This is a genomic window from Streptomyces javensis, assembly GCF_039525925.1.
GTDB classification, from domain to species: domain Bacteria; phylum Actinomycetota; class Actinomycetes; order Streptomycetales; family Streptomycetaceae; genus Streptomyces; species Streptomyces asiaticus.
This window is the reverse complement of sequence record NZ_BAAAIF010000058.1, coordinates 35,522-59,056: the sequence shown is the minus strand read 5'-3', so window position 1 is coordinate 59,056 and position 23,535 is coordinate 35,522. Positions and strand designations below refer to the sequence as shown.

Annotated in this window: 20 protein-coding genes; 13 read left to right on the top strand and 7 right to left on the bottom strand. The window is 70.3% G+C overall.

Translation table 11 applies throughout. The annotated features are described in order from the left end of the window. Window positions 1-55: 55 nt before the first annotated feature. Both ABD329_RS35730 and ppgK read left to right on the top strand, forming a co-directional pair. Window positions 56-1,090 carry a 4-hydroxy-3-methylbut-2-enyl diphosphate reductase gene (locus ABD329_RS35730; RefSeq protein ID WP_198277707.1) on the top strand — a complete coding sequence of 345 codons (1,035 nt, stop codon included), beginning with the start codon at window positions 56-58 and terminating at the stop codon, window positions 1,088-1,090. Next, on the top strand, window positions 1,087-1,878 hold the full coding sequence (gene ppgK / locus ABD329_RS35725) for a polyphosphate--glucose phosphotransferase (RefSeq protein ID WP_198277708.1): 792 nt from the start codon (window positions 1,087-1,089) through the stop codon (window positions 1,876-1,878). The genes ABD329_RS35730 and ppgK overlap by 4 nt, the downstream gene beginning before the upstream one ends. Here ppgK and ABD329_RS35720 read toward each other — a convergent pair. Next, entirely contained in the window at window positions 1,784-2,452 is a 669-nt protein-coding gene (locus ABD329_RS35720; protein WP_198277709.1) for a DUF6542 domain-containing protein, read from the bottom strand. The genes ppgK and ABD329_RS35720 overlap by 95 nt on opposite strands. Window positions 2,453-2,654: 202 nt before the next feature. Here ABD329_RS35720 and ychF point away from each other — a divergent pair, with 202 nt between their 5' ends. Continuing rightward, window positions 2,655-3,743, top strand: coding sequence for a redox-regulated ATPase YchF (ychF, locus tag ABD329_RS35715; RefSeq protein WP_198277710.1), 1,089 nt, complete (start codon window positions 2,655-2,657; stop codon window positions 3,741-3,743). A 205-nt stretch (window positions 3,744-3,948) separates the two neighbouring features. Here ychF and ABD329_RS35710 read toward each other — a convergent pair whose 3' ends face one another. Then, window positions 3,949-4,287: a helix-turn-helix domain-containing protein gene (locus ABD329_RS35710; RefSeq protein ID WP_198277711.1), complete on the bottom strand. Its 339-nt coding sequence runs from the start codon at window positions 4,285-4,287 to the stop codon at window positions 3,949-3,951. A 628-nt stretch (window positions 4,288-4,915) separates the two neighbouring features. Between ABD329_RS35710 and ABD329_RS35705 the strand changes: the two genes are divergently transcribed. After that, window positions 4,916-5,290, top strand: coding sequence for a hypothetical protein (locus tag ABD329_RS35705; RefSeq protein ID WP_198277712.1), 375 nt, complete (start codon window positions 4,916-4,918; stop codon window positions 5,288-5,290). A gap of 233 nt (window positions 5,291-5,523) precedes the next feature. Here the strand turns inward: ABD329_RS35705 and ABD329_RS35700 are convergent, their stop codons facing one another. After that, complete coding sequence (locus tag ABD329_RS35700; RefSeq protein ID WP_344317444.1) at window positions 5,524-6,180, bottom strand: TetR/AcrR family transcriptional regulator; 657 nt, start codon at window positions 6,178-6,180, stop codon at window positions 5,524-5,526. Between the two features lie 157 nt (window positions 6,181-6,337). Between ABD329_RS35700 and ABD329_RS35695 the strand changes: the two genes are divergently transcribed. From ABD329_RS35695 to ABD329_RS35680, 4 genes are all read left to right on the top strand, one after another. Further along, window positions 6,338-7,813, top strand: a complete 1,476-nt coding sequence (locus tag ABD329_RS35695) for an MFS transporter (RefSeq protein ID WP_246619010.1) — start codon at window positions 6,338-6,340, stop codon at window positions 7,811-7,813. A gap of 120 nt (window positions 7,814-7,933) precedes the next feature. Further along, the gene (locus ABD329_RS35690; protein WP_198280905.1) at window positions 7,934-8,680 is read left to right on the top strand and encodes a creatininase family protein; all 747 of its coding nucleotides are present in this window, start codon (window positions 7,934-7,936) and stop codon (window positions 8,678-8,680) included. A 187-nt stretch (window positions 8,681-8,867) separates the two neighbouring features. Beyond that, on the top strand, window positions 8,868-10,775 hold the full coding sequence (locus ABD329_RS35685) for a propionyl-CoA synthetase (protein WP_198280906.1): 1,908 nt from the start codon (window positions 8,868-8,870) through the stop codon (window positions 10,773-10,775). Between the two features lie 108 nt (window positions 10,776-10,883). Further along, window positions 10,884-11,510 carry an NADPH-dependent F420 reductase gene (locus tag ABD329_RS35680; protein WP_198280907.1) on the top strand — a complete coding sequence of 209 codons (627 nt, stop codon included), beginning with the start codon at window positions 10,884-10,886 and terminating at the stop codon, window positions 11,508-11,510. A gap of 31 nt (window positions 11,511-11,541) precedes the next feature. On the opposite strand, the gene ABD329_RS35675 is transcribed toward ABD329_RS35680, so the two are convergent. After that, window positions 11,542-12,123 (bottom strand): Uma2 family endonuclease, encoded by a 582-nt coding sequence (locus ABD329_RS35675; protein ID WP_198280908.1) that lies wholly within the window; start codon window positions 12,121-12,123, stop codon window positions 11,542-11,544. A gap of 51 nt (window positions 12,124-12,174) precedes the next feature. Beyond that, window positions 12,175-13,617, bottom strand: coding sequence for a M1 family metallopeptidase (locus ABD329_RS35670; RefSeq protein ID WP_344317443.1), 1,443 nt, complete (start codon window positions 13,615-13,617; stop codon window positions 12,175-12,177). Window positions 13,618-13,940: 323 nt separating this feature from the next. On the opposite strand from ABD329_RS35670, the gene ABD329_RS35665 reads away from it, so the two are divergent. The 5 genes from ABD329_RS35665 (at window position 13,941) to ABD329_RS35645 (ending at window position 20,348) form a co-directional block, all read left to right on the top strand. Next, the gene (locus tag ABD329_RS35665; RefSeq protein WP_344317442.1) at window positions 13,941-14,693 is read left to right on the top strand and encodes a GntR family transcriptional regulator; all 753 of its coding nucleotides are present in this window, start codon (window positions 13,941-13,943) and stop codon (window positions 14,691-14,693) included. A 153-nt stretch (window positions 14,694-14,846) separates the two neighbouring features. Then, the gene (locus tag ABD329_RS35660; RefSeq protein ID WP_198280927.1) at window positions 14,847-16,505 is read left to right on the top strand and encodes an APC family permease; all 1,659 of its coding nucleotides are present in this window, start codon (window positions 14,847-14,849) and stop codon (window positions 16,503-16,505) included. Window positions 16,506-16,652: 147 nt separating this feature from the next. Then, window positions 16,653-16,838, top strand: coding sequence for an SPOR domain-containing protein (locus ABD329_RS35655; protein WP_037960218.1), 186 nt, complete (start codon window positions 16,653-16,655; stop codon window positions 16,836-16,838). Between the two features lie 84 nt (window positions 16,839-16,922). Beyond that, a complete protein-coding gene (locus ABD329_RS35650; protein ID WP_246619016.1) occupies window positions 16,923-17,423 on the top strand; it encodes a (deoxy)nucleoside triphosphate pyrophosphohydrolase in 501 nt (166 codons plus the stop codon). Window positions 17,424-17,645: 222 nt separating this feature from the next. Next, entirely contained in the window at window positions 17,646-20,348 is a 2,703-nt protein-coding gene (locus tag ABD329_RS35645; RefSeq protein ID WP_198280926.1) for a SpoIIE family protein phosphatase, read from the top strand. Between the two features lie 452 nt (window positions 20,349-20,800). Here the strand turns inward: ABD329_RS35645 and ABD329_RS35640 are convergent, their stop codons facing one another. Beyond that, complete coding sequence (locus ABD329_RS35640; RefSeq protein WP_046084009.1) at window positions 20,801-21,571, bottom strand: succinate dehydrogenase/fumarate reductase iron-sulfur subunit; 771 nt, start codon at window positions 21,569-21,571, stop codon at window positions 20,801-20,803. After that, on the bottom strand, window positions 21,568-23,523 hold the full coding sequence (locus ABD329_RS35635; protein ID WP_344317440.1) for a fumarate reductase/succinate dehydrogenase flavoprotein subunit: 1,956 nt from the start codon (window positions 23,521-23,523) through the stop codon (window positions 21,568-21,570). Before ABD329_RS35635 ends, ABD329_RS35640 begins: the two co-directional genes overlap by 4 nt. Window positions 23,524-23,535 lie beyond the last annotated feature (12 nt).

Sequence of the window (23,535 nt, the reverse complement as noted above, 5' to 3'; positions counted from 1 at the left end):
CCAAGGCGGTCGTCGCCCCCACCATCCGGCGGACCCCGCGGCCATCGCCCCTACCATGGGGGACATGACTGCAACCTCCGCCCGCCGGGTCCTGCTCGCGGCCCCCCGTGGCTACTGTGCCGGTGTCGACCGTGCCGTGATCGCCGTCGAGAAGGCCCTGGAGCAGTACGGCGCGCCGATCTATGTGCGCAAGGAGATCGTCCACAACAAGTACGTCGTCCAGACCCTGGAGAAGAAGGGCGCCATCTTCGTCGACGAGACGGAGGAGGTCCCCGAGGGCTCCATCGTGATCTTCTCGGCGCACGGTGTCGCGCCGGTGGTCCACGAGGAGGCCGCAGCGCGCAAGCTGGCCACCATCGACGCCACCTGTCCCCTGGTCACCAAGGTCCACAAGGAAGCAGTCCGGTTCGCCAAGGAGGACTACGACATCCTCCTGATCGGCCATGAAGGCCATGAAGAGGTCATCGGCACCAGCGGTGAGGCCCCCGAGCACATCACCCTGGTCGACGGCCCCGACGATGTGAAGAACGTCGAGGTGCGGGACGAGTCCAAGGTCGTCTGGCTCTCCCAGACCACCCTCTCGGTCGACGAGACCATGGAGACCGTGGACGCGCTCAAGGAGCGCTTCCCGCAGCTCATCAGCCCGCCCAGCGACGACATCTGCTACGCCACGCAGAACCGCCAGACCGCCATCAAGCAGGTGGCCGCCGAGTCCGACCTGGTGATCGTGGTCGGCTCCAAGAACTCCTCCAACTCGGTGCGGCTGGTGGAGGTCGCCCTCGGCGCGGGCGCCAAGGCGGGCCACCTGGTCGACTACGCGAGCGAGATCGACGAGGCATGGCTGGAGGGCGTCACCACGGTCGGCGTGACCTCGGGCGCCTCCGTTCCCGACGTGCTCGTCGAGGGCGTTCTGGAGTGGCTGGCCGAGCGTGGCTTCGGCGATGTCGAGGTCGTCCAGCCCATGCAGGAGTCGCTGACCTTCTCGCTGCCCAAGGAGTTGCGCCGGGACCTGCGGGCCGAGGCCGCCGCGGTCTCCGGCGAGCCCGAGGCGTCGGCGGTCGCCGGTCGGTCCGAGGGGTCGCGGCGGTGACGTACGGCCAGGGGGGCACGGGGGCGGCCGCGGCGAAGGTGTTCGGCATCGACATCGGCGGTTCGGGCATCAAGGGCGCCCCGGTCGACCTGGACCGGGGTGAGCTCGCCGAAGAGCGCCATAAGGTGCTCACTCCGCATCCGTCCACGCCCGAGGCGGTCCTGGACGGTGTGGTGGAGGTCGTCCGGCACTTCGACTGGTCCGGGCGGCCGGTCGGGGTGACCTTCCCGGGCGTGGTGAAGGACGGTGTCACCCTCACCGCCGCGAATGTCGACAAGAGCTGGATCGGCACCGATCTGGCGTCGCGCCTCGCCGAGCGGCTGGACTGCCCGGTCACGGTGTTGAACGACGCGGACGCGGCCGGGGTCGCGGAGGTGACGTTCGGCGCCGCCCGCGGCGTCAGGGGCACCGTGATCGTGCTCACCCTCGGCACCGGCATCGGCAGCGCGGTCTTCACCGACGGGCATCTGCTCACCAACACCGAGCTGGGCCATCTGGAGCTGGACGGCCACGAGGCGGAGAAGCGGGCCTCGACCAAGGTCAAGGACGACCACGACCTCAGTTGGTCGCACTGGGCGCGCCGGGTGCAGAAGTACCTCCACCACCTGGAGATGCTCTTCTCACCCGAGCTCTTCGTGCTGGGCGGCGGGGTGAGCCGTAAGGCGGACAAGTTCCTGCCGCTGATCGAGGGCGTCAGGGCCGAGATCGTGCCGGCGCAGCTTCAGAACAACGCGGGGATCGTGGGTGCCGGGATGGCCGCGGCCGCTGCTGCCGACGACGCCGGGTGACCTGTACGGCCCGCCGTACGAGCACGATCACCACGGTCAGCAGCGTCCCCGCGTAGAGCCAGCCGGCTTGCAGCGACAGCGCGGTGAACACCCCCACCGCCTGTCCGCTGAACCCCGCCGAACCCTCGTTGATCGGCAGCAGCCCTACCGTGTACGCCAGCGGCGCCGTCACCGGCGCCGCCAGCAGATCGGCGGGCCGCACCCACAGCGCGCAGGCCGCGCAGGCGGGCAGGAAGAGCACGCTGTAGACGGCGGGGGAGCCGGAGAGCAGCAGGGCGTCCAGACAGCCGATGCCGAGCATGGTGAGCGTGGTCAGCAGCCCCGCGCCCAGCCCGGTCAGCCGGGGGTCAGGGAGGGACAGTCCCCGGGCCCGCCGCAGGACGGCGGGCAGCGCCGCGGCCGCTCCGGACGGCCCCGTACGGCGTGCGGCGGGCCGCGGCGCCCGGGCCGCGCCGCCGGACCGCCCCCGGCCCTGACCCGTGCCTCTGCCCCGTCCCGGATATGTGTCGTCCGCGGCCGGACGGGGCGACGGTGCCGCCGCGCGGCGGGGCGTACGCGTGCTGTAATGCTCCACCTGACCAACGTAGGTCGCCGGAGGGCGAGAATCCGGTCTTGGACACGCCCTTCGCAGGACCTTGGCAGTGTGTTCGACCGATTGTCAGCCCGGCCGGGTGATCGAGGGCGGGCCCGTAGACTGGTGGACCGGCCCCGGCTCCACCGGGGCCCGTCATCGGTACTCACATCCCCGCCACGGGAAGCTACGGGAAGTCGTCAACGTGTCGCTCACGATCGGAATCGTCGGTCTGCCGAATGTCGGCAAGTCGACCCTGTTCAACGCCCTCACCAAGAACGACGTGCTGGCGGCCAACTACCCGTTCGCCACCATCGAGCCCAACGTCGGCGTGGTCGGCGTCCCCGACCCCCGCCTGGACAGGCTCGCCGAGATCTTCGGCTCGGCCCGCAAGCTGCCCGCCACCGTCGACTTCGTCGACATCGCGGGCATCGTCAAGGGCGCCTCGGAGGGCGAGGGCCTGGGCAACAAGTTCCTGGCGAACATCCGTGAGTCGGACGCCATCTGCCAGGTCATCCGCGCCTTCAAGGACGAGAACGTCGTCCACGTCGACGGCAAGATCTCGCCGAAGAGCGACATCGAGACGATCAACACCGAGCTGATCCTCGCCGACCTCCAGACCATCGAGAAGGTGCTGCCGCGCCTGGTCAAGGAGTCCCGGATCAAGAAGGACAAGCAGCCCCAGGTCAAGGCCGTCGAGGAGGCCAAGGCCATCCTCGACGAGGGCCGCACCCTCTTCTCCGCCGGCATCGTCCAGGGCAGCGAGCGCGCCGCCCTCCTCCACGAGCTGCACCTGCTCACCACCAAGCCCTTCCTCTACGTCTTCAACGTCGACGAGGACGAGCTCACCGACGACGCCTTCAAGGCCGAGCAGCGCGCCCTCGTCGCCCCCGCCGAGGCGATCTTCCTCAACGCCAAGCTGGAGGCCGACCTCGCCGAACTCGACGAGGACGAGGCCCTGGAACTCCTCCAGTCCGTGGGCCAGGACGAGCCCGGCCTCGCCACCCTCGCCCACGTCGGCTTCAACACCCTGGGCCTCCAGACCTACCTCACCGCCGGTCCCAAGGAGTCCCGCGCCTGGACCATCAAGAAGGGCGCCACGGCCCCGGAGGCGGCCGGTGTCATCCACACCGACTTCCAGAAGGGCTTCATCAAGGCCGAGGTCATCTCCTACGAGGACCTGGTCGAGACGGGCTCCGTCGCCGAGGCCCGCGCGGCCGGTAAGGCGCGCATGGAGGGCAAGGACTATGTGATGCGAGACGGGGACGTGGTGGAGTTCCGCTTCAACGTCTGACCTCCACCACGTCGCTGACCTGGGGAGATTTCCGCGGTAAGTGCGGCTGGCGACGCCGGGTCGGTCGGTTTGGCCCGGCGCCGACCGTTCACAGTCGCTCTTCTTCGCCTCGACGGCGCTTGCGAACGGCGGGGCCGGACATGCCGGTGTCGGACGCGGGACAGCGCCCCTTCCGTGCCGCGGCGCCGACTGTGCCCGGAAGGGCTCATGGGGAGTCGTCGTGCCGTTCGGCCGCGGCGCGGCGGAACTCCGCGTTGATGCGCTGAGCTTCCTCGAGCTGGTCCTCGAGGATGACGATGCGGCAGGCGGCCTCGACCGGCATGCCCTGGTCGACGAGCTCGCGGGCGCGGGCGGCGATCCGCAGTTGGTAGCGGGAGTACCGGCGGTGCCCGCCCTCCGAGCGGAGCGGGGTGATGAGGCGGGCCTCACCGATGGCGCGGAGAAAGCCGGGGGTGGTGCCGAGCATCTCTGCTGCCCGTCCCATGGTGTAGGCGGGGTAGTCGTCGTCGTCCAGACGACCACCGAGCGAATTGTCTGCTGTCATTCTCACCTCGTTGAGGAACGCGTCGAGGGGCCCTGGTGCCGTACGCACCAGGGCCCCGAAGGAAATTCAACACCATCTGTCGGCCCTACCGCTGTGCCGACCTTCTGTCTTCCGCTACGCCGCCCGAGGAGGGCGGGATCGCGGGGATCGCGGATGCGTGACCGGGGACCACCTTCCATTCCGGGGTCTTGCGGTACCCGGGCCGGTTCTCCCTACCCGGGCGATCCTGATGGCGTCCGCTTCCTCCGTTCCTTGCTCAGTCATCCACTCCGGGCTGCCCGGTGCGGCTGCCGGTCCCGTCGCCTTCCTGCGAACAACCTGGCTTCGCGACTCCACAGCCGCACCGATCTGGGAACTTCGTGTACTTCTACCCGCCAGTTCGTGTCTGCCGGGTCTCGTTGACCTTGTCTACGAGAAGAACCTTAACCGTGCCACCCCCCAATGTCTACTCTGGCAAGCATAGATTTTGTCGTGCATCGGGCCTGGATAGTCTGCGGCCCGTAACGGCGGGCGTGCGGCTGGGCGCCCGCCCGGCTCAGGGGTCGCACCCCGGCGGGAGACGTCGGTCCGTTCGCCGCTGCGTCCAGTGGGGTACAGCCGGCCGGACCGATGAATAAAATCGGCTCTCATGTCGAACGCTGACGAACTGCTCGTTGACGTGGCCGCCGTAGTGGAGTCCGAGCAGAGCAACCAGATGTCCTTGACCGTGGTCACCGGCGGCGCTGTCATCACCGGACGGTTGGCTCCCGAAGCCGTGTGGAGGCAGCGTGTGTCGGAGATCCTGAGGGACTCGGACCGCCTCGGCCCCTTCGCCGGCGTCTTCACCGCCGACGAGACGCGGGACCGGCCCGACCGCGGCAAGCGGCCCACGCATCTGCACTTTCACGTCGCACGGATCCTGCAAGGCAGCATGGGGATCCCCGAAACGGGCGGGATGTACCGCGTCGCGATCAAGGACGTCAGCGGTTGGACCGTTGGCGACTTCAGCTACTCCGACTCATGAGTCACGGACCCCTGGTCGGCCCTGGAGGCGCTGTCTTGCCGACCGGACACTAGAACGCGTTGAGGGCTCGACCGGCGCGCGCCGGTCGAGCCCTCAACGCTGTCCTGGTCTCGGCTTTCGCCTGCCGAGCTGAGACGTTCCCCTGTTGCTTTCGCATCCAACGACCTCTATGCGGGCCTTTTGTCGAAAGTGTGCCGCGGAAGGCCGCGATCGGGCCTCGGGCCCGCCCGCGTCTAGGCGCGGATACCGTAGCGATCGAGGAACATCGCGATTCCCTCTTCGACGACCACGTCGAACGGCGGGATGTTCATGACGTCCGGCCCGATCGCCATGACCTGCGGCCAGATGATGAATTCCTGGATGAGTCCCAGGAACTGATGGGCCGCCAGTCCCGGGGACGGGCAGTTGAGCTTCCCCGTCTCGTGCAGCCGCTGTAGGCACTCGGTGAGCGCCTTGGTCAGCGGCTCCTTGCCGACCCGGTAGAACTCCTCGGCGATCCAGGGGCTCCGGCGGGACTCGGCGATCACCAGCCGGGTGAAGGCGACCTGGTCCGTGTCGTCGATGAAGGTCAGCAGGAGCTCGGAGAACTGGCGCAGGAATCCTGCCGGGTCGCCGTCGCCCCCCAGGCTCTGTTCGAGGCGTGTGGAGAGGTCTCCGAGCGGCAGGCTGGACCAGTGGTGCTCCATCACCGCGCGGAAGACGGCCTCCTTGCTGCCGAACTGGTTGTAGACCGTCTGCCGGGCGACCTCGGCTTGGGTGGCGACCCGTTCGAGGTTCACGCCGTCGTAGCCGTCCCGCAGGAAGAGCGCCTTCGCCGCCGCGAGGATCTTCACTCGGTTGCGGGAGCGGCCCTTGCCTTGCCGGGCGGGCTGGGAGGGCGCGGGGATCACCGTCAGGCACCTCTTTCTGTACTGGACGCACCAGTCTAGTGCGGCGGGATATGCGGACCCGGGCTCTGGCCGGGACCCTTGTCAACCTCAAAGTTGGACTGTACTGTCCAGTCAAATTCTGGGGGGTGGATAAGCGGTTCGGCCCGGAAGGAGAAGAATGCGAACTTTCTCGAGGGCGACTGACCCCTCCGTGGCGGCACGGCTCGACCGGCTGCCGATCACCAAGCTCCACAAGCGCTTCGCCGGTGTCATGGCGCTGGGCAACTTCTTCGAGATCTACGAGCTCTTCCTCGCCGGGGTCCTGGCGACCACGCTGAAGACGACCTTCGACCTGGCCGGCTTCGAGCTGTCGCTCGTCCTGGCCTCCGCGTTCGTCGGGGCCTTCGTCGGGGCCGTGGTGATCGGGCGGCTCGCGGACCGGATCGGTCGGCGGACCGCGTACATGGTCACGCTGACCCTGTACTCCGCGGCCACGCTCGGCTGCGCCCTGTCCCCGGACCTGTGGACGCTCGTGGTCTTCCGCTTCGTGGCCGGTGTCGGCCTGGGTGGGGAGCTGCCGGTGACGGACTCGTTCCTGGGCGACATCCTCCCGCCGGCCCGGCGCGGCTACTACGTGGCGTGGGCCTTCACGGGCGCCTATCTCGCCGTACCCGCCGTCGGCTTCCTGGGCCTGGTGCTGGTGGACGGCGCTCCGCTCGATGTCGCGGGATGGCGCTGGATGTTCGCCATCGGGTCGCTCGGGGCCCTGCTGACGTTCCTGGTGCGCAGAGGTCTGCCCGAGTCACCTCGCTGGCTGGAGTCGGTCGGACGCACGGTGGAGGCCGACGCCGTCACCAGCCGCTTCGAGAAGGCCGCCGAGGCCGAGGGCTGGACGCCGCCCGCGGGCTCCGGCGAGGCCGGGCAGTCACCGGACGCCGGGTCTCCGGTCGGGCCGGTGCCGGTCCGGGCCATCTTCCGCCGGCCCCTGGCCCGTCGCACGGTGATCATGGCGATCCTGTGGATCCTCGCGCCCATCGGCTTCTACGGCTTCGGCAACCTCGCCACGCTCGTCCTCGCCGACAAGGGATTCGACCTCGACACCTCCCTCGCCTATCTGACCTTCTCGTTCATCGGCTATCCGCTCGGCTCCTATCTGTCCATGCTGATCATGGAGAGGGCGGAACGGAAATGGATCCTGTCCGCGTCGCTGATGGGCATGGCGGTCTTCGGGCTCATGTACGGAAGCGCCCGCTCGGCGGCCATGATCATCGCTTCGGGTTTCTGCTTCACCGTGGTGGCCAATGTCATGTCGAATTCCGGCCATATCTACCAGTTGGAACAGTTCCCCACGAGTGTGCGTACCACCGCCACCGGCTGGCTGTACTCACTGAGCCGGCTCTCGACGGCGGCCGCCCCCTTCTACCTGGTCCCCCTCCTGGACGCCTACGGAGCGGCGGTCGCCTTCACCGTTGTCGCCGTGGCGATGCTGCTGGCCGCGGTCGCGATCCTCTTCGGCGTACGGACCACCGGGCTCGGGCTGGAAGCCATCTCGTCGGCCCCGGCCCGTGCCGCCATCGCCCGGCCGGGCGACCCGGGAGGGATGCCGTCTCCCGTCGGGCCCGCATCCCCCGTCATCGCCGAGAACACGCACTGACCTCCGCCAGGCCGCCAAGCCGTCAGGCCGTCAAGCCGTCAAGCCGCCACACCCGCCAGGGACGCACCACGCCCGCCAGGAACACGAACACGAACACGAACAGGAAAGGGAAACACCCCCATGCCGGAGATCCTCTGGAACCGCATGACCGCTCGCGCCCTCAAGGAGCTGGCCGCCCAGGACGCACCGGTGCTGCTCCCCGTGGGCTCCACCGAGCAGCACGGCCCGCACCTGCCCACCGGCGTTGACGATTTCCTCAGCGCGGAGGCATGCCGCCGGGCAGCCAGGATCCTGGTCGCTCAGGGCAGGCCCGTGGCCGTCGCCCCGTCCCTCTGGTGCGGGCTGGCGGACCATCATGTCGAGTTCGGCGGCACCTTCACCCTCACGCTGGCGACGTACCACGCGCTGTTGCGCGATGTGTGCCGCTCCATCCTCTTGGCCGGGTTCGGCAAGATCCTGATCGTCAACGGCCACGGCGGCAATATCACGGCCTTGAACGCCATCAGCGGTGAGCTCTCCCGGGAACTGTCCGCGCCCATCGCCGTCACCAGCTACTTCATGGCCGGGCAGGCGCGGATCGCGGAGATCCTGGAGGACCAGGACACCCTGATGCACGCCTGCGAGGGCGAGACATCCATGGCGATGGCGATCGCGCCGGACCTCGTCGACCAGGGGCGGCTCGCCGAGGCGGTCGGTCCGGAGATCGCGCTCCAGTCGGATCCGAGCGAGGCGATCCACGTACCGCGGCCGTTCCACGCGGTCACGTCGTCGGGTGTGGCGGGTGACGCGCGCAGGGCGTCCGCCGAGAAGGGCGAAGCCATTTTGGACGCATGTGCGGAAGCCATCGCCGAATGGCTGATGAAATGACCCTGGCGTCCGGCGGGTAGATCCGCTGGGCTGACCCCGGTGCCTCCCGTGCGCACGCCCGCAGGCCCGTATGTACGGGACGTGCGCGAGCGGGGGACCCGCTGGCACGGCGCGGGCGGAACGAGGAACGCGGAAGAACGAGGAACGCGGAAGAACGAGGAAAGCGGAACGAGGGAAGGGCATCGACATGACGCAGGCGCCGAAGCAGGACGGCTATGCGGCTGAGTACCGGCGCAGTCTGGAGGATCCGGAAGGCTTCTGGCTGGACGCCGCCCGTGCCATCGACTGGACCGTCGCCCCGACCCGGGCCCTCGACACGTCGGAGGCCCCGCTGTACCGGTGGTTCCCGGACGGGCGGTTGAACACCTGCCACAACGCTCTGGACCGCCATGTCGACGATGGGCGCGGCGAGCAACTCGCGCTGGTCTACGACAGCCCGGTCACCGGCCGCAAGGCGGCGTTCACCTACCGGGAGCTGCGTGATGAGGTCGCGCGGTTCGCCGGAGTGCTGACCGGGCTCGGGGCGGCCCAGGGCGACCGCGTCGTGATCTATATGCCGATGATCCCCGAGGCGGTCGTCGCCATGCTGGCCTGCGCCCGCATCGGCGCCGTCCACTCCGTCGTCTTCGGCGGATTCGCCGCGCGTGAGCTCGCCGTGCGCATCGACGACGCCCGGCCCAAGCTCGTCATCGCCGCCTCGTGCGGCATCGAACCGGCCCGTGTCGTGCCGTACAAGCCGCTGCTGGACGATGCCCTCGCGCTGGCCGAACACCAGCCGGAGCACTGTGTCATCCGCCAGCGGCCGCAGTGCACGGCGGAGATGACCGACCGTGACCTCGACTGGGACCAGGCCATGGAGACCGCCGAGCCGGTCGGCTGCGTCCCGGTGGCCGCCACCGACCCGCTGTACATCCTCTACACCTCCGGCACCACCGGTCGGCCCAAGGGCGTGGTGCGCGACAACGGCGGCCACGCGGTCGCGCTGCGCTGGTCCCTGGAGAACGTGTACGACACCCACCCCGGTGAGGTCTTCTGGGCGGCCTCGGACGTCGGCTGGGTCGTCGGCCACTCCTACATCGTCTACGCGCCGCTGCTCACCGGCTGCACCACCGTGCTCTACGAGGGCAAGCCCGTCGGCACTCCGGACGCCGGTGCGCTGTGGCGGGTGATCGCCGAACACCGTGTGACGGCACTGTTCACCGCGCCGACGGCGATCCGCGCGGTGAAGAAGGAGGACCCGCGCGGAGCGCTGCTGGACGCCCACGACATCGGATCGCTGCGCCATCTGTTCCTGGCCGGCGAGCGCCTGGACCCGGAGACCTACCGCTGGGCCACCGATCTGCTCGGCGTTCCGGTGGTCGACAACTGGTGGCAGACCGAGACCGGCTGGCCGATCGTCGCCAACCCGATGGGCCTGGAGCCGCACCCGCTCAAGGCCGGTTCACCCACCGTGCCCATGCCCGGCTACGACGTGCGCATCCTCGACGCGACGGGCCGCGACGCGCCACCGGGCGCCGACGGCGCGGTGGCGATCCGGCTGCCGCTGCCGCCCGGCACGCTGCTCACCGTGTGGCAGGACGACGCCCGGTATGTGCGCTCGTATCTCTCCGCCTACAGCGGCTACTACCTCACCGGCGACGGCGGCCGTAAGGACGACGACGGCTACGTCTACGTCATGGGCCGCATCGACGACGTGATCAACGTGGCCGGGCACCGGCTGTCCACCGGCGCGATGGAGGAGGTGCTCGCCGCTCACCCGGATGTCGCCGAGTGCGCCGTCGTCGGCGTCACCGACCCGCTCAAGGGGCAGGTGCCGCGCGGCCTCGTCGTGCTCAAGGCGGGTCTCGACCGCGATCCGCGGGACATCGCCACGGAACTCGTCGCCGCCGTCCGGGAGACGATCGGCCCCGTGGCGGCGCTGCGCCGGGTCGACGTGGTCGCCGCCCTGCCCAAGACCCGCTCGGGAAAGATCCTGCGCCGCACCATGCGCGACATCGCCGACGGCCGGGACACCGAGCTGCCCTCCACGATCGACGATCCCGCGGTGATCGAGGCGCTGCGACCGGTGCTACGCGACGACGTCCAGTCCGTCTAGCCCGGACTTGATCACTGGTGGATCCCCCGACCTCACCGCGCATGCATGATCCGCCGGGTGCCGGTAACCCGCCGGGGGTCCACCACAGACGAGGAGGGGAGCAACGCCGTGCGCATCGGAATCATCGGAGCGGGCCACATCGGCTCGACGCTGGCCCGCCACTTCGCCTCGATCGGCTACGAGGTGGTGATCGCCAACTCCCGCGGCCCGGACACCCTGGCCGACCTGGTCGCCGACATCGGCGGCCCGATCCGCGCCGTGACCGCCGAGGAGGCGGCCCGGACCGGCGAGGCGGTGGTCGTGTCCATCCCCTACGGCCGCTACCGGGAGCTGCCGACCGAGCCGCTGCGCGGCAAGGTCGTCATCGACACCTGCAACTACTACCCGGGGCGGGACGGACACGACCCGGAGCTCGACTCCGACGCCACCACCTCGAGCGAGAAGATCCAGGCCCACACCGGCGCCAACCTGGTCAAGGCGTTCAACGCGATCTACTGGGAGAACCTCCGCGACCACGCCCGCCCCCACGGCGCCACCGACCGCGTGGCCATCCCGCTGTCCGGCGACGACGAGGAGGCCAAGGCCGCCGTGGCCGGACTGATCCGCGACATCGGCTTCGCCCCCGTGGACGCCGGCCACCTGGGCGAGGGCGGCCGCAAGCACCAGCCGGGCAGCCGCGTCTACGCCACCGAGCTGTCCTCCGCCGAAACCAGCGCCCTCCTGAGCGTCGCCTGAGCCCAGCGCTGACGCCCATGGGCGCACCTCGTCAGCTCTTCCGGTTCGGTACGAGCCTGCTCAGGTCGATCTTGATTTTGAACGGGACGGGGCGCTCCAGGACCTGCCGGAAAATGCCTGCCGGAGCGTAGGCACCCGTCGGCTCGTCGAGTTCGTACGCATGCACGACTGGCGCGCCGTCCTGTTCCTCCACACACCAGTAGTGCTGGATCCCGGCCTCCGCGTACTTGCGCAGCTTGACCGTACGGTCGCGGTGCGCGGACTCGGGCGAGACAACCTCCACCACCAGCTGTACGTCCTCCGGGGCGTACCAGGTGCGATCGGGATCGAACGGTTTCGTGGTCACCAGGAGATCGGGCTCCGGGCGATTGCGGGCGTCGAGCCGTACGGTCATCTCTCGTTCGATGTCGAAGCCGTCCGATGCCTGCTCCATCAGCGTGGTGGTCAGGGCGGTGACGAGACGGCCATGCCATGACCGCTGGGGCGACATCATGAAAACGAGTGCTCCGTCGATGAGCTCGGTGTGGCGCGGTGCCTCGGGGAGGCGGTCCAGGTCCTCCGCGAACCAGCCTTCCGCGCGCGGCGGGCGCATCCAGTCGGGCAGTGCGGTCATGGCTCAACGGTAGCGGTTTCGGGCGGTGGGAGGGCGCCGCCTTCCCCGCCGTCAGGGCTTCTTCGGCTTGCCCTCGCCGTAGAGCCACACGTCGAAGAGACGGGTCAGGTCCTTGCCGGACTTCCGCTCGCACAGCTCGATGAACTGCTTGGTGTCGGCGTTGCCGTGGCGGTGGTCCCTGAGCCAGGTGCGGAGGATGGTGAAGAAGGTCTTGTCGCCGACGGCCCGGCGGAGCTGGTGGAGGACCATCGCGCCGCGGCCGTAGACGGGCGGGTCGGAGACGCTGGCGACGCTCGGGGGGTCGGCGGGTGGGAAGTCCCAGATGCCCTCGCTCTCGTCGTCGGTGCCGTCGTAGAAGTCGTCGAAGATCTGCTGGGCGCTACGGCCGTCGTGGTCCTCCTCCCACAGCCACTCGGCGTAGGTCGCGAAGCCCTCGTTGAGCCACATGTCCTTCCAGACCCGGGGCGTGACCGAATTGCCGAACCACTGGTGGGCGAGTTCGTGGACGACGAGGGCCTGGTCCGGGGCCGCGTCGAAGAACGGCTTGGTCTGGGTCTCCAGGGCGTAGCCGAGGCCGGGGAGGTGGCCGACGACGGCCCCGGTGGAGGAGAAGGGGTACGGGCCGAAGGTGCGGCTCTCCCAGGTGATGACGTCGTCGACCTGCTCGGCGATGTCCGTGGCGCCGGCGGCCTCGGTGGGGTCGACGGCCAGGTACGCGGGCAGGCCCTTGCCGGTGGTCGCCGTACGGACGCCGAAGCGGCCGATGGCGACCGTGGCCAGATAGCTCGCCATGGGCTCGCCGGTGTGCCACCGGAAGGTGGTGCGGCGGTCCCGGGTCTCCTGGCCCTTCAGCTCGCCGTTGGAGACCGCGGTGTAGCCCTGGGGAACGGTGACGGCGATGTCGTAGGCGGCCTTGTCGGAGGGGTGGTGGTTGCCGGGGAACCAGGTCATCGAGCCGGTCGGCTCGCCGAGGGCCGCCGCGCCGTCGTGGGTGCTGATCCAGCCCTCCTTCCCGGTGTCCTCGCCGGTGAGGGTCTTCGGCCTGCCGTCGTAGACGACGGTGGCCGTGAAGGTGCGGCCCTTGGGGAGGGCCGCGGCGGGGGTCAGCACCAGCTCGGTGCCGCTGCGGGCGGCCTTGGCGGGGCGGCCGTTCACCGTGGCCCTCCGCACCCGCAGCCCGGTGAGGTCGAGGTGGAAGGAGCTCAGGGCGCGGTCCGCGCGGGCGGTGATCCGGGCGGTGCCCTCGAGGTGGCGGGAGCCGGGGGTGTAGTCGAGGGCGAGGCGGTAGCGCCGCACGTCGTAGCCGCCGTTGCCGAGCCGAGGGAAGAGCGCGTCGCCGACCCCCGCGCCACCCGCCGTGGCGCGGGACGCCCCGCCCGCACCCTGCGCCCCGGCACCACCGGTGCACCCCGCGCACAGGGCGATGAGCAGCAGCCCGGGCAGCACCCGCGAGAAGCGGCCGGTCGCCATGGCCGCCGCGCGTGACCTGGTCATCCCCGCTCCGGCCGGGGCGCCGGGGGTTCGGCCCACTCCGGCAGCGGTTCGTCGTCCATCTCACGTCCCTACGCTTGGGCGGCTGAACCTCAGGAGCGTAATGCGCCCGGGGGGCCGAGACGTGCGGGACCGCCGACGGCACCACACCGCGTCACGGTCGCAAAGGGCGGTGCGGTGTCCGGCGTCGGGCCGCTCACCGACTTTGGACGACTTAAACGTCTCTGAGCTGGCATTCACCACTTCTAGTGAAGCTATGGCCTTCAGTTGCCATCGACAACCCTGAGTTGCCAAGCTGTTGCTGACTGTCAACCCAGGGAGTGCACGTGGCCTTTGGTGACCAGCCCGCATACCTCCGCGTCGCCGACGATCTGCGGAAGAAGATCGCCGCGGGTGAGCTGCCGCCGCATGCGCGTCTCCCCTCCCAGGCCAGGATCCGCGAGGAGTACGGGGTTTCGGACACCGTCGCGCTCGAGGCGCGCAAGGTGCTGATGGCCGAGGGGCTGGTCGAGGGGCGTTCCGGGTCGGGGACGTATGTGCGGGCACAGCCGGTGCCGCGGCGGGTGGTCCGGGCCGGGTTCCACACCGCCGGGGAGACCACGCCGTTCCGGCAGGAGCAGGCCGACGAACGGATCACCGGCACCTGGGAGGCCGAGAGCGAGCAGGAGGAGGCCGGGGGCGAGATCGCCGGGCGGCTGGGGGTCGCGGTGGGGGAGCGGGTGATGCGCACCCGCTATGTGTTCCGGTCGCAGGGGGAGGTGGTGATGCTCTCCACCTCCTGGGAGCCGCTCGAGCTCACCGGCCGTACGCCCGTGATGCTGCCCGAGGAGGGCCCGCTGGCCGGGCGCGGGGTCGTCGACCGGATGGCCGCCCTCGACCTGGTGGTGGACAACATGGCGGAGGAGGTCGGCGCGCGCCCCGGCCGGGCCGAGGAGGTGCTGGCGCTGGGCGGGGTGCCGGGCCACTGGGTGATGGTCACCTCGCGTACGTACTTCGCGGGCGGCCGCCCGGTGGAGACCGCCGATGTGGTGGTGCTGGCCGAGCGCTATCGGATCGCGTACCGGCTGCCGGTGAAGTGATCGCGCGGCTCCTGGCCGCGGTTCCCTCGCCCTCTGTTGCAAAACTCACATCAGCCCAGGTGAAAGGGGTTACTGGAAGGGGATCATCCATTTCGCTCTTACGATGGATCGGTTTGTGTCCGGTCGTTGGGGGGCGAAGGGAGTGCCAGGAACTTGAGCACGGAGCAGGGTTCCCACTCGCATTATCGAAGGTCACTCGGACCGGTGGCCCTCACCGCCGTGGGCCTCGGGTCGATCATCGGCTCCGGCTGGCTGTTCGGCGCCGAGCGCGCCGCCGCGCTGGCCGGGCCCGCCGCCATTCTGGCCTGGGTGATCGGCGCCGCCGTCGCCCTGACCATCGCCCTGACCTACTCCGAGCTGGGTTCGATGTTCCCCAAGGCCGGGGGCATGGTCCGGTACGGCCAGTACTCCCACGGCTCGCTGGCCGGATATCTGGCCGCCTGGGCCAATTGGATCGCCATCGTCTCGGTGATCCCCGGTGAGGCCACCGCCTCCGTGCAGTACATGTCCTCCTGGGACTTCGGCTGGGCGAAGGCGCTGTACGACGGGAAGGAGCTGACCGGCAGCGGTGTCGCGCTCGCGTCCGTGCTGCTGCTCTTCTACTTCTTCCTCAACTGGTTCGCGATCACCCTCTTCGCCAAGACCAACACCGCGATCACCGTCTTCAAGGTGGTCGTGCCGACCCTGACCGCCGGGGCTCTGCTGCTGTCGCACTTCGACACCGGCAATGTCACCGGCAACGGCGGCTTCACCCCCAACGGCTGGAGCTCCGTGTTCACCGCGGTCGCCGTCTCCGGCATCGTCTGGGCCTACAACGGCTTCCAGTCGCCGCTCAACATGGCGGGCGAGGCCCGTGATCCGGGGAAGTCGCTGCCCAAGGCCGTCATCAGCTCGATCCTCATCGCGCTGGTGATCTACGTCGCGCTCCAGATCGCCTTCCTGACCGCCGTGCCCGCCGCCGATCTGACCCACGGCGGCTGGTCCGGGCTCTCCTTCAACTCCCCGCTCGCCGATCTCTCCCTGGCCTGGGGCCTGAACTGGCTGGCGATGCTGCTGTACGCGGACGCCTTCATCTCCCCGTCCGGCACCGGCATGATCTACGCGGCCACCACCTCCCGCATGATCCAGGGCGTCCAGGAGAACGGCCATCTGCCGGGGATCTTCGGCAAGGTCGACCCCAAGACCGGCATTCCGCGCCCGGCGCTGCTGCTCAACCTGGGGATCGCCTTCATCTTCCTCGCGGTCTTCCGCGGCTGGGGCTCGCTCGCCGAGATCGTCTCCGTCGCGACCGTGATCTCGTACATCACCGGTCCGGTGGCCGTGATGTCGCTGCGCCGCCTCTCGCCGGAGCTGCCGCGCCCGGTGCAGCTGCGTGCGATGCCGGTGATCGCGCCCATCGCGATGGTCTTCGGCTCGCTGGTGCTGTACTGGGCCCGCTGGCCGCTCACCGGCAAGGTCATCTTCATCATGGCGATCGGGCTGCCGATCTGGGCCTGGTACGAGCTGCGCAAGCCGTGGGCGGAGCTGCGGCCGCATCTGGCCGCCGGCGCCTGGATGGTCACGTATCTGCTCGTCATGGCGGCGGTGTCGTGGGCCGGCGGCAAGGAGTTCGGCGGCCGCGGCTATCTGCCGGGCGGCTGGGACATCGTGATCGTCGCGCTGATCGGGCTGGCCTTCTACTTCTGGGGCGTACGCAGCGCATGGCGCAATCCGACGCTGCTGGAGGCCGAGCGCGAGCTGGGCGCCACCCGGGCCGACGAGGCGGGCGAGGGCGGCGACGGCGACCGGGTGAAGGCCGGAGTCGGCGTCTGAGACATGGCCGGATGAGTGCCTCCTGGTAAGAACACGTATCCGCTGCGTGAAGGTAGGGCGTAGGCTCGGGCATATGCGGATCGGGATTTCCTTAACGGTGTCGCGGGGTCGTGCGCCCGGGCGCGCCACAGCGGAGGGGGCGGGGAGATGAGTGACGGGAACGCTGTGCTGCCCTGGCTCGTGATCCGCCAGGACAACAACGGCAACCGCTACCGCGTCGGGCGCTACGCCACCAGGACGGAGGCCCAGGAGGTGGCCGACCGGCTGGAGGGCGAGGGCCAGGAGCAGCTGTACGTGGTCGAGCGGACCGCCGCGTCCCGTCAGTCCGGTTAGCCCGAGTCCGGTCGGCTTTCTGAGCCCCGGGGCGCTCCCGCCCCGGGGCTCCGGTGTGCTTCCGCGCAGGCTAGGGTGCGGATCATGAGCGTGCGTGTGGTGGTGGGCGGAGCGGTGTTCGACCGGGGACGGCTGCTGGCCGCACGGCGCAGCGCCCCGCCCGAGCTCGCGGGCCGCTGGGAGCTGCCCGGCGGCAAGACCGAGCCCGGGGAGACCCCGCGGGCGGCGCTCGTCCGCGAACTGCGCGAGGAGCTCGGGGTCGAGGTCGAGCCGCTCGAACCGCTGCCGGGGGAGTGGCCCCTCAAGCCCGGCTATGTGCTGCGGGTATGGACCGCGGCCCTGCGCTCCGGTGAGCCGCGCCCGCTCCAGGACCACGACGAGCTGCGCTGGCTTCCCCCGGACCGGGTGGACGAGGTCGACTGGCTGGACGAGGACCGCCCCGCGGTGGCGGAGGCCGTCCGCCGCCTGCGCGCGTCCGCTGCCGGGGCGGCTGATGCCGCGTCCGCTGCCGGGGTGGCTGATGCCGGGGTGTCCGACGCCGGGTCGGCCGAGCCCACCGAGGGGATCCGTCCACGCAGTTCTTGAGAACGTCCCGCGCGGGAAAATCCATGGGGTTCGAGCCGCCTCCGTCTGGTTAGGAGTGAGGGGGAGCGCTGATCATGAGCGCTTCACCAAAAGCCGGGACGGACTCTGATGGCGGGCTGAGATAGTGCTGTGATCGTGAAGACCGTACTCGGGATGGCCGAAGTGCTGGATACTCGGCTATCTGAAGCCGGTCGGAGCACCTGAGCCGGAGGGGACGGGCGCATGAGCGAGAAGCCAGCGGGAGCTGATATGCCCGAGGAGATGGTGGGTTCGCAGGTGTCGCCGATGTCACAGGGGTCCTCGATGTCGGACATGTCGTCCATGTCCTCGATGTCGGCGGTGTGGCAGAGCAGTCCTCCCGGCTCGATCTATGACTACATCCGGGTCGCCTCCTTCGCGCTCGGACCCGACGGCCGGATCGCGCAGTGGAGCGAACGGGCCGCGGAATTGCTGGGGCTGACGGCGAGCCAGGCCATCGGCAAGGACCCGGTGGAGGCGTTCGTACCGCCGGAGTACCAGGAGACGGGCCAGCGCGCGGTGGCCGACATCCTCGACGGCCGGGAGTGGACCGGGCTGGTTCCCTACCGTAACCCCCGGACGCCGAGCGGGCATGGCATCGCCGAGGTCTATGTGATGCCCGCTCAGGACGAGCACGGGAAGCGGGCCGCGCTCTGTATCGCGGTGGACGTCAGCGCGTTGCGCGGGCTGGAAACCGATCTTGCTTCTTCACAGGCCGTTTTCGGTCAATCTCCGCTCGGCTTCTTCCTCTTCGGGACCGATCTGCGGATCCTGCGCGTCAATGAGCGCTTCGCCAAGGTTTTCGGCCGCCCCACCGAGGAGTACCGCGGTACGACCCCGCACGATCTGCTGCCGCGTGGCGAGGCCGACCGGCTGGCCGCCGCGCTGCGCCAGGTCCTGGACTCCGGGCAGTCGCTGACCGATATGCCCATCATGGGCCAGGCGCCGGGCAGCCCCGACCGCCGCCGCTGGTCGGTCTCGCTCTACCGGCTGCACAGCGGCTCCGGCCGCCCCATCGGCGTCGCCGGGCTCGCCACGGATGTCACCGGCCGCCGCCGCGCCGAACAGGAGGCCGCGGGCGTACGGCGCAATCTGGCGCTGCTGAACGAGGCCGGGGCCCGAATAGGCACCTCGCTCGACCTGGAGACCACCGCCCGCGAGCTGCTGGACGTGGCCGTACCGCAGTTCTGCGACCTGGCCTCGGTCGACCTCTACCAGGGGCTGCTCTCCGGCGACGAGACCCCGCCCGGGCTCGCCGACGGCAGCGCCGAGCTGCGCCGCGTCGCCTTCGCCAGCGCGGTCTCGGACGGCCCGGTCGCCTTCGGCGACATCTGCCGCGTCAACACCGTGGAGGACCCCAAGCCCATCCAAGTCGGCGAGGTGCACCGCTACCCCTTCAACTCGCTGTGCGCCCACGCCCTGCGCACCGCCCAGGTCCGCGTCGTCCCCGGGCGGGACGGCAGTGAGGCCCTGGAGCTCGGGGCCATGCTCCAGTCCACCCTCGTGGTGCCGATGGTCGCGCGGGACACCGTCGTCGGCCTGGCCCAGTTCTCCCGCACCAAGGGCAGCGAGCCGTTCGGCGAACGGGACCGCGCGCTCGCGGTCGAGCTGGCCGCCCGCGCCGCCGTGAGCATCGACAACGCCCGGCTGTACCGCAGAGAGCATGAACGCGCGCTGATACTCCAGCGCAGCCTGCTCCCGCCCGGCGACCCGGAGGCCGCCGGGCTCGATATCGCCTGCCGCTATCTGCCGGGGAACGCCGCGACCGAGGTGGGCGGCGACTGGTTCGACGTGATCGAGCTGCCCGGGCACCGCACCGCGCTGGTGGTCGGCGATGTCATGGGGCGGGGGCTGCGCGCCGCCGTGGCCATGGGCGAGCTGCGCACCGCCGTACGCACCCTCGCCCTGCTCGACCTGGAGCCGGCCGAGGTGCTCTCCGCGCTGGACGAGATCGCCAGGGGCCTCGGCACACCGGGCGGCTCGCACGCCGGCGGGCGGCCCGGCTCGCGCGCCCTCGTACGCGACGGCAAGGCCGCCGAGGACTCCTCCGATCTGACCGAGGTCTACCTCGCCACCTGCGTCTACGCCGTCTACGACCCGGTCACCCGGCGCTGTACGTTCGCCAACGCCGGGCATCCGCCCCCCGTCCTCGTGGAGCCGGGTGAGGACGCCCTGCTGATGGAGGTCCCGCCCGGATTGCCGCTCGGCGTGGGCGGTGAGCCGTTCGAGGAGATCGAGGTCGAGCTCCCCGACGGCGCGTTGCTGGCCCTCTACACCGACGGTCTGGTCGAGTCCCGCGACCACACCCTCGACGAGGGGCTCCACGCCCTGCGTGCGGCCCTCAACACCCCGGACGGCGCCGAGGGCGGGAACGCCGCGGCCGGATCCCTCGAGGACGTCTGCGACCACGTTCTGAGCACTCTCGACACCCACCACGGCGAGGACGACATCGCCCTGCTGATGGCCCGGGTGCAGGGCCTGTCGGCCGAGTCGGTCGGCGACTGGCACCTCCCCAGCGCCCCGCAGTCCGTGGGCCGGGCCCGCGAACTGGCCCGGGAGCAGCTGGAGTCCTGGGGCATGGACGATCTGGTGGACACCACCGAGCTGCTGGTCAGCGAGTTGGTGACCAACGCCCTGCGGTACGGCGAGGGCGAGATCAGGCTGCGGCTGCTGCTGGACCGCACGCTGGTGTGCGAGGTCTGGGACGGGGGTCTGGTGCAGCCCCGACGGCGGCGCGCCCGGGACACCGACGAGGGCGGGCGCGGGCTCCAGCTGGTCGGGCTGCTCAGCGCGGGCTGGGGCAGCCGCAGGACCCCGCTCGGCAAGACCGTCTGGTTCGAGCTGGCCCTTCCGGACGGCCAGCCCTCGGGTCCGGACTCGGTGGAGGCGCTGCTCAGCCTGTGGTGACGGCCGGTTGCGGCAGCGGGTCGTTACGGCAGTGGGCCCGCGGTGGTGGCGGGCCCGCGACACGCAGCGGGGGGAGCGCTACTGCTCCCGGCGGCTCTTTCCCCACCCCGCCCCTTCCCGAACCGGGGCTTCGCCCCAGACCCCGGGGCTTCGCCCCAGACCCCGCCGGGGCTTCGCCCCAGACCCCGCCGGGGCTTCGCCCCAGACCCCGCCGGGGCTTCGCCCCAGACCCCGGGGCTTCGCCCCAGACCCCGGGGCTTCGCCCCAGACCCCGGGGCTTCGCCCCAGACCCCGGGGCTTCGCCCCAGACCCCGGGCCGGGGCTTCGCCCCTTACCGCAGTATCGATGTGCGGCTCCGCCGCGTGGCCGGGGCTTTGCCGCTGGGCTTCGGGGTCTGGGGCGGAGCCCCAGTTGTGGGAAGGGGCGGGGAGGGGAACAGCCCGCCGCAGGCGTCACTCCCCCCGGCGGCGGATCTTGTTGCCGAGCCAGACCAGCGGATCGTACTTACGGTCCGCCGCCCGCTCCTTGAGCGGGATCAGCGCATTGTCGGTGATCTTGATCTGCTCGGGGCAGACCTCCGTGCAGCACTTGGTGATGTTGCAGTAGCCCAGCCCGTGCTCCTCCTGCGCGGTGCTCTTGCGGTCAAGACCGGTCTCGGCCGCCGCGTCCAGCGGATGCATGTCCAGCTCCGCGACCCGCATCAGGAACCGCGGCCCGGCGAACGCCTCCTTGTTCTCCTCGAAGTCCCGCACCACATGGCAGGTGTCCTGGCACAGGAAGCACTCGATGCACTTGCGGAACTCTTGCGAACGCCCAACGTCCTCCTGCCACATCCGGTACTCGCCCGGACCCAGCCCCTCCGGGGGCACGAAGGACGGCACCTCACGGGCCTTGGTGTAGTTGAACGACACATCCGTCACCAGGTCCCGCACCACCGGGAAGGCCCGCAGCGGGGTGATGGTGATCGTCTCGTTCCGTTCGAACACCGACATCCGGGTCATGCACAGCAGCCGGGGCCGGCCGTTGACCTCGGCGCTGCACGAACCGCATTTGCCCGCCTTGCAGTTCCAGCGGACCGCCAGGTCGGGGGCCTGGGTGGCCTGGAGCCGGTGGACGATGTCGAGCACGACCTCGCCGTCGTTGACCTCGACGTGGAAGTCCTTCAGACCGCCGCCGTCCTGGTCGCCCCGCCACACCCGGAAGTGGGCCTCGTACGCACTCACTGGGTCAGCTCCTCGTCCGTCAGGTACTTCACCAGCTCGTCCTTCTCGAACAGGTTCAGCAGGTCGGGCCGGATGGGCGGCATCTCACGCCGCTCGAGCCGGATCTGGCCGTGCCCGGTGTCGGGGGCCGCGAGACCGCCCGAGGGGTCGGAGAGCCGGCAGACCAGATTGAGCCGCCGCCATTCGCGGTCCATCTCCGGGCAGTCGTCGCGGGTGTGCCCGCCGCGGCTCTCGGTCCGCTCCAGCGCGGCGCGCGCCACGCACTCGCTGACCAGCAGCATGTTCCGCAGATCGATCGCCAGGTGCCAGCCGGGGTTGAACTGCCGGTGGCCCTCGACCCCGGCGCGGCGCGCCCGGACCCGCAGACTGGCCAGCCGGTGCAGCGCCTCCTCCATCTCCTCGGCCTTGCGGATGATCCCCACCAGGTCGTTCATCGACTGCTGGAGCTCCTGGTGGAGGGTGTACGGGTTCTCCGGCGGCCCGGCCGGGCCCGCGGTCTCGTCCGGCTCACCGGCCTCCGCGCTGAACGGGCGCAGCGCCTCGGCCGCCGCCAGGTCCAGCTGCGCCTCGTCCGGCACCGGACGGGTGCCCGAGTCCGCGATCTCCTGGGCATAGCGGGCCGCGTACAGCCCGGCGCGGCGCCCGAAGACCAGCAGGTCGGAGAGGGAGTTGCCGCCGAGCCGGTTGGAGCCGTGCATCCCGCCCGCGACCTCGCCCGCGGCGAAGAGACCGGGCACGCCGGTGGCGGCCGCGGTGTCCGGGTCGACGTCCACACCGCCCATCACGTAGTGGCAGGTGGGGCCCACCTCCATGGGCTCGGCGGTGATGTCGACGTCCGCGAGCTCCTTGAACTGGTGGTGCATGGAGGGCAGCCGCCGCTTGATGACCTCGGCGGGCATCCGGGTGGAGACGTCGAGGAAGACCCCGCCGTGCGGGGAGCCCCGGCCCGCCTTCACCTCGGCGTTGATGGCGCGGGCCACCTCGTCGCGGGGGAGCAGCTCGGGCGGGCGGCGGTTGTGGTCCGGGTCCTCGTACCAGCGGTCGGCCTCGTCCTCGGACTGGGCGTACTTCTCCTTGAAGACGTCCGGGATGTAGTCGAACATGAACCGCTTGCCCTCGCTGTTGCGCAGCACCCCGCCGTCGCCGCGCACCGACTCGGTGACCAGGATCCCCTTCACCGAGGGCGGCCAGACCATACCGGTCGGGTGGAACTGCACGAACTCCATGTTGATCAGCGGGGCGCCCGCGAGCAGCGCCAGCGAGTGGCCGTCGCCGGTGTACTCCCAGGAGTTGGAGGTCACCTTGAAGGACTTGCCGATACCGCCGGTGGCCAGCACCACGGCCGGGGCCTCCAGGGCGAAGAAACGGCCCGATTCGCGCTCGTAGCCGAAGACCCCGGCGACCCGGTCGCCGTCCTTGACGATCCGGGTGACCGTGCACTCCTGGAAGATCTTCAGCCGGGACTCGTAGTCGCCGGTGGCGGCCTTGTCCTCCTGCTGGAGGGAGACGATCTTCTGCTGGAGGGTGCGGATCAGCTCCAGGCCGGTGCGGTCCCCGACATGGGCGAGGCGGGGGTACTCATGGCCGCCGAAGTTCCGCTGGGAGATCTTGCCCTCCGGGGTGCGGTCGAAGAGCGCGCCCCAGGTCTCCAGCTCCCAGACCCGGTCCGGGGCCTCCTGGGCGTGCAGCTCGGCCATCCGCCAGTGGTTGAGGAACTTGCCCCCGCGCATGGTGTCGCGGAAGTGCACCTGCCAGTTGTCGCGCTCGTTGACGTTGCCCATGCTGGCGGCGATGCCGCCCTCGGCCATCACCGTATGGGCCTTGCCGAACAGCGACTTGCAGATGACGGCGCAGCGCATGCCCTGCTCGCGGGCCTCGATCGCGGCACGCAGCCCGGCGCCGCCCGCGCCGATCACGACCACGTCCCACGCCTGCCGCTCGACTTGCGTCATCGGATGAGCACC